The organism is Streptomyces sp. NPDC054841, from assembly GCF_053611045.1.
Window position 1 is genome coordinate 48,021 of the sequence record NZ_JBSGZO010000007.1, and the last position, 7,126, is coordinate 55,146.

At 69.2% G+C, this 7,126-nt stretch carries 7 protein-coding genes; 6 read left to right on the forward strand and 1 reads right to left on the reverse strand.

Annotated elements, in window-relative coordinates; genetic code table 11:
* Positions 1–117 precede the first annotated feature (117 nt).
* A complete protein-coding gene (ligA, locus tag ACWGI8_RS02230) occupies positions 118–2,202 on the forward strand; it encodes an NAD-dependent DNA ligase LigA (protein WP_453657837.1) in 2,085 nt (694 codons plus the stop codon).
* Between the two features lie 49 nt (positions 2,203–2,251).
* The gene (locus ACWGI8_RS02235) at positions 2,252–2,842 is read left to right on the forward strand and encodes a peptidase inhibitor family I36 protein (protein ID WP_453657839.1); all 591 of its coding nucleotides are present in this window, start codon (positions 2,252–2,254) and stop codon (positions 2,840–2,842) included.
* Positions 2,843–3,026: 184 nt separating this feature from the next.
* Here the strand turns inward: ACWGI8_RS02235 and ACWGI8_RS02240 are convergent, their stop codons facing one another.
* Positions 3,027–3,413, reverse strand: a complete 387-nt coding sequence (locus ACWGI8_RS02240) for a hypothetical protein (RefSeq protein ID WP_453657841.1) — start codon at positions 3,411–3,413, stop codon at positions 3,027–3,029.
* A 327-nt stretch (positions 3,414–3,740) separates the two neighbouring features.
* On the opposite strand from ACWGI8_RS02240, the gene ACWGI8_RS02245 reads away from it, so the two are divergent.
* The 4 genes from ACWGI8_RS02245 (at position 3,741) to ACWGI8_RS02260 (ending at position 6,952) form a co-directional block, all read left to right on the forward strand.
* A complete protein-coding gene (locus tag ACWGI8_RS02245; RefSeq protein WP_453657843.1) occupies positions 3,741–4,082 on the forward strand; it encodes a PadR family transcriptional regulator in 342 nt (113 codons plus the stop codon).
* Positions 4,079–5,086, forward strand: coding sequence for a hypothetical protein (locus tag ACWGI8_RS02250; RefSeq protein ID WP_453657845.1), 1,008 nt, complete (start codon positions 4,079–4,081; stop codon positions 5,084–5,086). Before ACWGI8_RS02245 ends, ACWGI8_RS02250 begins: the two co-directional genes overlap by 4 nt.
* Positions 5,087–5,193: 107 nt before the next feature.
* On the forward strand, positions 5,194–6,453 hold the full coding sequence (locus tag ACWGI8_RS02255) for a cytochrome P450, cyclodipeptide synthase-associated (RefSeq protein ID WP_453657847.1): 1,260 nt from the start codon (positions 5,194–5,196) through the stop codon (positions 6,451–6,453).
* 106 nt (positions 6,454–6,559) lie between these two features.
* Complete coding sequence (locus ACWGI8_RS02260) at positions 6,560–6,952, forward strand: nuclear transport factor 2 family protein (RefSeq protein ID WP_453657849.1); 393 nt, start codon at positions 6,560–6,562, stop codon at positions 6,950–6,952.
* Positions 6,953–7,126 lie beyond the last annotated feature (174 nt).

Genomic DNA, 7,126 nt, shown 5'->3' on the forward strand with positions numbered 1-7,126 from the left:
TGGGAACCGCAGGGCCTCAGCGTGGTCCTGAGTGTTCTATCGACGGATCTCCTGCCTGGCTGCCGCTCGCGTGCCGGTCGAGCTCGATTGTCAGTGCGACCGGGCACGATGAAGCCCATGACAACGACTCCGGTCCTTGCCGATGCTGCCGCGTACGCGCAGGCGGTCGAGGACGCCAAGAAGGCGGCGGCCGCGTACTACACGGGCGGCGACAGCGACCTCGACGACGCCGCGTACGACCAGCTGATACGCGCGATCACGCACTGGGAACGGGAGCACCCCGACCAGGTACTGCCCGACTCGCCGACGGGGAAGGTCGCCGGCGGAGCCGTCGGCGGGGATGTCCCGCACACCGCGCCGATGCTGTCGCTGGACAACGTCTTCTCCGCAGAGCAGTTCACCGCCTGGGCCGCGTCCCTCGAACGGCGGATCGGGCGGCCCGTCGCCCGGTGGAGCGTGGAACCAAAACTCGACGGCCTGGCCATCACCGCCCGCTACGAGAACGGCCACCTGACCCGGCTGATCACCCGTGGAGACGGGACCGCCGGCGAGGACGTCTCGCACGCCATCGGCACCATCATCGGCCTGCCCGGCCGACTCACCGAGCAGGTCTCCCTGGAGTTGCGCGGCGAGGTGCTGATGACCACCGCCCAGTTCGAGACCGCGAACACCACCCGCGTCCAGCACGGCGGAGAGCCGTTCGCCAACCCGCGCAACGCCGCTGCCGGAACCCTGCGTGCGAAGGACCGCGCCTACACGGTGGAGATGACCTTCTTCGCCTACGGACTGCTGCCGCTACCGACCACCGACAACGCGCTCGCCCAGCGCCTGGACCGGCTCCCGCACGGAGAACTGATCGAGTACGCCGCCACCCTGGGCGTGCACACTGCCGCCGCGACCGCGGTCCCCGGCCGCACGGTGACCACCTCCGAGGCCGCCCTGGCCCGAGTGGAGGAGATCGCTGCCCTGCGTGCCGAGCTGCCGTTCGGGATCGACGGGATCGTCATCAAGGCGGACCTGGCGGGCGACCAGCAGGATGCCGGATCCGGATCGCGGGCGCCCCGGTGGGCGATCGCGTACAAGCTGCCCGCGGTCGAGAAGATCACCCGGCTGCTGGACGTGGAATGGGCGGTGGGCCGTACCGGGATCATCGCGCCCCGCGCGGTCCTGGAACCGGTCGAGATCGACGGCTCCACCGTCACCTACGCCACCCTCCACAACCCGGCTGACATCACCCGTCGCGACCTGCGCATCGGTGACCGGGTCATGGTCTACAAGGCCGGCGACATCATCCCGCGCATCGAAGCCCCCGTCGCCCACCTGCGTACCGGCGCCGAACAGACCATCGCCTTCCCAGAGACGTGCCCGCAGTGCGGCTCCGGGATCGACACCGGCGAGCAGCGGTGGCGGTGCGAACGCGGCCGCAACTGCCACCTTGTCGCCTCCCTCTCCTACGCCGCCGGACGGGACCAGCTCGACATCGAGGGCCTGGGCGCCACCCGCGTCGTGCAGCTCGTCGATGCCGGCCTCGTCACCGACATCGCCGACCTGTTCACCCTCACCCGCGACCAGCTGCTCGCCCTGGACCGGATGGGCGCGACCAGCACCGGCAACCTGCTGACCGCGATCGAACAGGCCAAGACCCGCCCGCTGAACCGGGTGCTGTGCGCGCTCGGCGTCCGCGGCACCGGCCGCTCCATGTCCCGCCGCATAGCCCGCCACTTCGCCACCATGGACGCGATCCGGCAGGCGGATGCCGAGGCGATGCAGCAGGTGGACGGCATCGGTGTGGAGAAGGCCCCCGTGATCGTCGCTGAGCTCGCCGAGCTCGCACAGGTCATCGACAAGCTCGTCGCGGCCGGGGTGAACATGACCGAACCCGGCGTCGCCCCCGCCCCGGCCGCGGCCGGCGCGGACCCAGCCGGGGCGGACGCTCCTGCGGGGCCGCTGGCCGGCATGACCGTAGTCGTCACCGGTGCCATGACCGGGCCGCTCGAGGCGCTCTCCCGCAACCAGATGAACGAGCTCATCGAAAGCGCCGGCGGCAAGTCGTCCTCCAGCGTCTCCAGGCGCACCAGCCTCGTCGTCGCCGGCGAGAGCGCCGGCTCCAAACGCACCAAGGCGGAGCAGCTCAATCTCGAGATCGTCACCCCGGACGCATTCGCCGCCCAGGTCGCCGACTTCCTCCCCAGCCACACGTAGGCGGGCGACACGACGCTGCCCCCGACCCGGGTGCTGGTCGGGGGCGCGCGTGCATCACTGGCCTGGACCCGGATCGGTCTCCCGCACGTCGGCTCACCGTCATCAGGAGCCGTGCCTGCGCGGCGCCGCGGTGGTCGGGGCGTTGCCGGTCTGTGTGGCCGAGGCGCGGGTGCCCACGCGCGCGAGTGAATCGGGGAGTCGCTCCGCCCGCTGCCGGGCGGTGCGCACTATTTTTATGGGTGTGATCGGAAATGTGATGAGTGCTGCTGTCGTTGCTGCCATGTCATGCCTGCCGCTGACCGTGCCTGTGTCGGCCGAGGCCGGAGCGAGTGCCGCGCGTTCCGGCATCGAATGCCCTGGCGGCTATGTGTGCATCTACCCGGAGACCAACTTTGAAGGGCAGCCCTGGGTGCGGCGGGCGGTCGACGGCGGGGTGAAGGACCTGCCCTCTGCGATCCGCGACCGCGGCAGCTCGATCAGGAACAACTCCGACCGAACCGCACGGGTCTACGAGAAGAGGAACTACTCCGGACGCTGGGTCTGTGTGACCCGCAGCGGAGGCTCCATTCATGACCTGCGTTCCTACAACCTCAACGACCAGACCCGATCCCTGAAGATCAACCGCAACGACTGCGGCTGAGGCCTGTGTACAGAAGCGTTTGACCGGTTCGTTCGTACCCCGCGGCACCGACCGATGTCCGGCGCAGGACGAGTTCGGTCCGCGCGCCACTTTGGGTGGAGGCAGCGTTCGGGAACGTGCGCTCCGTGCGCTCCGTGCGCTGGAGGACCAGGGACAACTCGGCGGAATCGGGGAACAGCCTGTCTCACTCGCCGAGCGGGTTCTGGCGCAATACGTGACGGGCCGACCTCTCCGCCCGTTCCGCGTTGGACATGATGCGAGCCCGCTTCCTGGGCCACCAGATCAGTTCTGCGAGAAAGATCGCGACCCACAGCCACGACACCAAGGCCTCCCGGGTTGACCCCGTGAAAGTGTCGCTCAGCGCGAGGGCCACAGCCAGTCCGGCGCAGAGCAGCACCAGCCGTTGGAGGAGGCGGTCTCGTTCCCCGGCTGTCCGCAGCGCGCCGGTGTAGTCGATGACGGCGGGCGCGAGTCGGATATCGCCGGTGTCCTCACCACGTCGGGTGGCGCGAACCACCGCTACCCGGTCGGCGGAGTCCAGGTCATTGGCTCCGGGCCAGGCTCTGCTCATCCGGCGGGCCATCCTGATTCCACAGAACGGGACGAGGAAGACGGCCGCCAAGGCTGCGCCCACCCACGATCCGGACTCGGCGAGCACGAATGCTCCCAGGAAGACACCTACCGGAAGGCCGGTGCTCACTGCCCTGCGGACCGGACCGCCTTGCCATACCCAGCTCGGGACCATCAGCACAGGTTCATGCTGGCAGGCGGCCGGTCCGGGGAGCAATCACCCGGGCCGCGACCGGTTGCCGGCTGTTGACGTGGTACCGGCATGTGGTTCACTAGTCTGAGAACGAACTAGTCGAACTCGCGGAGTAGAAAGTAGAGTTGACTATCGATGGTCGCTGTGGAGACCGGCTGGTTGCGTGGGGTGCTACCGCTGGCGCTCGCCGCCGTCCTTGCCGAGGGCGACCGGCACGGGTACGCGCTGGTGCAGGAGTTGACTGCCCGTGGATTCGGCACGGTCCGTGGCGGCGCCCTGTATCCGGTGCTCGGCCGACTCGAGACCGAAGGGGTGGTGGAGGCACGGTGGGAGCCCGGTGAGGGCGGGCCGGGACGCAAGGTCTACCGGCTCACCGACGCGGGGCGGGCCCGGCTGCGTGAAGAGACCACCAGCTGGAAGCAGTTCTCCGACGCGATGGATCAACTCCTCGCCGACAGCATGGAGGAGTTGCCATGACAGATGAGGTCACCCGGTGGAACGCACGGGTTCGACTGGCACTCGCTGGGCAATCGGTGGACAGCACCCTCGCGGACACGGTGCTGGAAGAGGTCGCACAGCACTGCGCCGACAGCGGTGAAAGCCCTGAGGACGCCTTCGGCATGCCGGAGGCGTACGCCACCACTGTGGTCCGCGAGCGCGTCCCGCCCGAGGAGCGTCTTCGTCACCGGGGCGGCCAGACACCTGCGGCGACAGTCCGTGCTGCACTCGCCCCGATCGGTACGGCCGCTCTGGTCGGCGGCGCCTGCCTGTGGGCCGTAAGCGGATTCACGCCGGCTCTGACCCCTGGCGGGCTGGTCGGCTCATCGTTCATCGCCATGGCCCTGGCGGCCGGCCACTTCGCGGCCACCGCCTCGCGATCCCGACAGCGTGCCGCGGGGTGGGTGCTCGTGGCCGCCGCAACGGTGCTGGGCGCGACGGCCTTCACCGTCCTCTCCGAAAAGACCATCGGCCACCTACCCGCCCCGGTCCTGTGCCTACTGGGCCTCGCGCTGCTCGGGTGGGCCACACGGGACAAACCAACCGCAGACCCTGAAGGAGTTACCATGCAATCTCGGACGGACGCTCAGAACACCACGGTCGGGCATGAGCACTGGCTCCGCCAACTGACCCAGCTGCTCGAAGAGCGCCACGCTGTGCCCCGCGCACGCGCCGCGGAGCTCACCAGGGAAGCCGCCGACCACCTCGCCGCCACCGAACGCGCGCCCGAAGAGGAGTTCGGGCCCGTAGAGCTGTACGCGCTGCGACTGTCCGAGGAGGAGTCTCCCCGCCCACGGTGGTGGCTGCGCAGCGACATCCAGAACGCGATACTTGCCGTGATCCTCACCGGCTGTCTGGTGGGCAATCTCGCCTCCGGCGGCCCGATCTGGCAAACCGCACTCGCCGCCGGCGCGCTCGCCGTGGACCTGGCGCTCCTCGTCGTCCACCTGCGCAAGCAACGCGGCAGCTCGCCCCAGCGATAGCCGCACCACCGGCTCCACAGGGTTGGTGTCGACGGCCACCCCAGCCTGAGAACTCGGCGAGCGGATGCCGTCCCCTCCGTGCCTCTTCCCTTGAGAGATCTCCTGCCATGCCCAGAGCCGAGTCCGGCTTCAGTGTCCTGTCCGACGACTTCGCCGCCGCTCCCTACCGGTACTTCGCCTGGCTGAGGGAACGTGCACCGGTGCACTACGAGCCGGCGATCGACAGCTACTTCCTCTCCCGCTACCAGGACGTGAAGCGGGTGCTGACCGACCATCAGGCGTTCAGCACCGAGACGTTGCAGGTACGCGCCGAGCCGGTGATGCGCGGACCGGTCCTCGCCCAGATGACCGGGGCCGAGCACACCGCCAAACGAAAGATCGTCGTCCGGGGCTTCACCGGGCAGGCCCTGCAAGACCAGATACGCGCCGTCCACGCCAACGCCGCCGAGCTCATCGCACCCTTTCTTCCCCGGGGCCGGGTGGACCTCGTCAACGACTTCGGCAAGCCCCTCGCCGTGTACGTGACGCTCGACGTCCTCGGCCTGGACAAGAAGGACTGGCAGCAGGTCGCCGCCTGGCACAGCGGGGTCGCCGAGTTCATCACCAGCATCGTCCTCACACCTGAACGCCGCCGGCACTGCCTGGACTGCGCAGAGCAGCTGGAGGCCTACCTCGTCCCCCTCATCGAACAGCGGCGCCGCCACCCCGGCGAAGACCTGATATCGAAGCTGTGCACCGCCGAGTTCGACGGCATCGCCATGAGCAATCGCGACGTCACCGCGCTGATCATCAATGTCCTGGCTGCCGCCACCGAGCCCGCCGACAAGACCCTCGCCCTGCTCTTCAAGCACCTGATCGACCACCCCGAGCAGATGGCCCAGGTCCGCCAGGACCCGGCCCTGCTGCCCGCCGCGATCGCCGAGACCCTGCGCTACACCCCGCCGGTCCAGCTCATTCCCCGCCAGTCGGAGAAGGACGCCGTCTTCGCCGGCACCACCGTCCCGGCAGGTGCCACCGTCTTCTGCATGATCGGTGCGGCCAACCGCGACCCCGACGCCTTCACCGCCCCGGACACCTTCGACATCCACCGCCCGGACCTGGGCACCGCCCGCTCCTTCACCGCCGCCGCCCAGCACCTGGCCTTCGGTACCGGACTCCACCAGTGCGTCGGCGCAGCCTTCGCCCGCGCCGAGATCGAGACCGTTGCCGCGATGCTCCTCCCCCTGCTCGACCAGGTCCGCTACAGCCCCGACTTCCGCTACCGGGAGACCGGCCTGTACACCCGCGGCCCCGCCTCCCTGTCCCTGGACTTCACCCCGGTCCACGAAGGCGTCCGGGTCCACGAAGGCGTCCCGGTCCACGACTGACACCGGCCCCCCGTCCGGCATCGAGCGGGCCGGCCGGCGATCAACCTTCCCCGGCTCCCGGAGCCGGAGCCGCCCAGACCCGCCACTCCTCCAGGAAGAGACCTCAGTGACACCGACCGACATCACCCGGGCCATCAACGACCTGCTGTTCACCCCGGGCCTCGACCTCGCCGAAGCCCTCGACCGGCATTTCACCCCCGACTACCGTCAGCGCACCGACGGCGTGTGGAGCGACCGTGCCGCCTTCGCCCAGCACATGACACGCCTCCGTTCGCTCGTCCGCAGCGGCCACATCGAGCTCCACGACGAATTCCGCGACGGACTGCGTTACGCCGACCGGCACACCGTCACCCTCACCCAGCACAACGGCCGTACCTCCCGCACCGAGGTGTACCTCTTCGGTGAGCACGCCCCCGACGGGCGCTTCCAACGCGTCGAAGAAACCACGCTGCTGCTCACCGACCACCCCGACGACCGGAACCTGGGACTCATCAGCTGACGCTGCGGAACCCGCGACACGAGTTCCGTACGTGCGGACCTGCTCCCGGGTCCGTCCGAAGCCGGCAGCCTCCGCGACCGGGTCTATCAGGAATCAGGTGTAGTTCGTCTGTTTGGCCTATTGGTTCTTGGGCGGGCTGATCGGCCTACACTCGTCCGGCCGTAAGGCGGCCGT

Bases quoted from the DNA above. Each gene is read 5' to 3' on its own strand.
- ACWGI8_RS02255 (WP_453657847.1), top strand. From the start codon at position 5,194: ATGCCCAGAGCCGAGTCCGGCTTCAGTGTCCTGTCCGACGACTTCGCC.
- ligA (WP_453657837.1), top strand. From the start codon at position 118: ATGACAACGACTCCGGTCCTTGCCGATGCTGCCGCGTACGCGCAGGCG.
- ACWGI8_RS02250 (WP_453657845.1), top strand. From the start codon at position 4,079: ATGACAGATGAGGTCACCCGGTGGAACGCACGGGTTCGACTGGCACTC.
- ACWGI8_RS02240 (WP_453657841.1), bottom strand. From the start codon at position 3,413: ATGAGCAGAGCCTGGCCCGGAGCCAATGACCTGGACTCCGCCGACCGG.
- ACWGI8_RS02245 (WP_453657843.1), top strand. From the start codon at position 3,741: ATGGTCGCTGTGGAGACCGGCTGGTTGCGTGGGGTGCTACCGCTGGCG.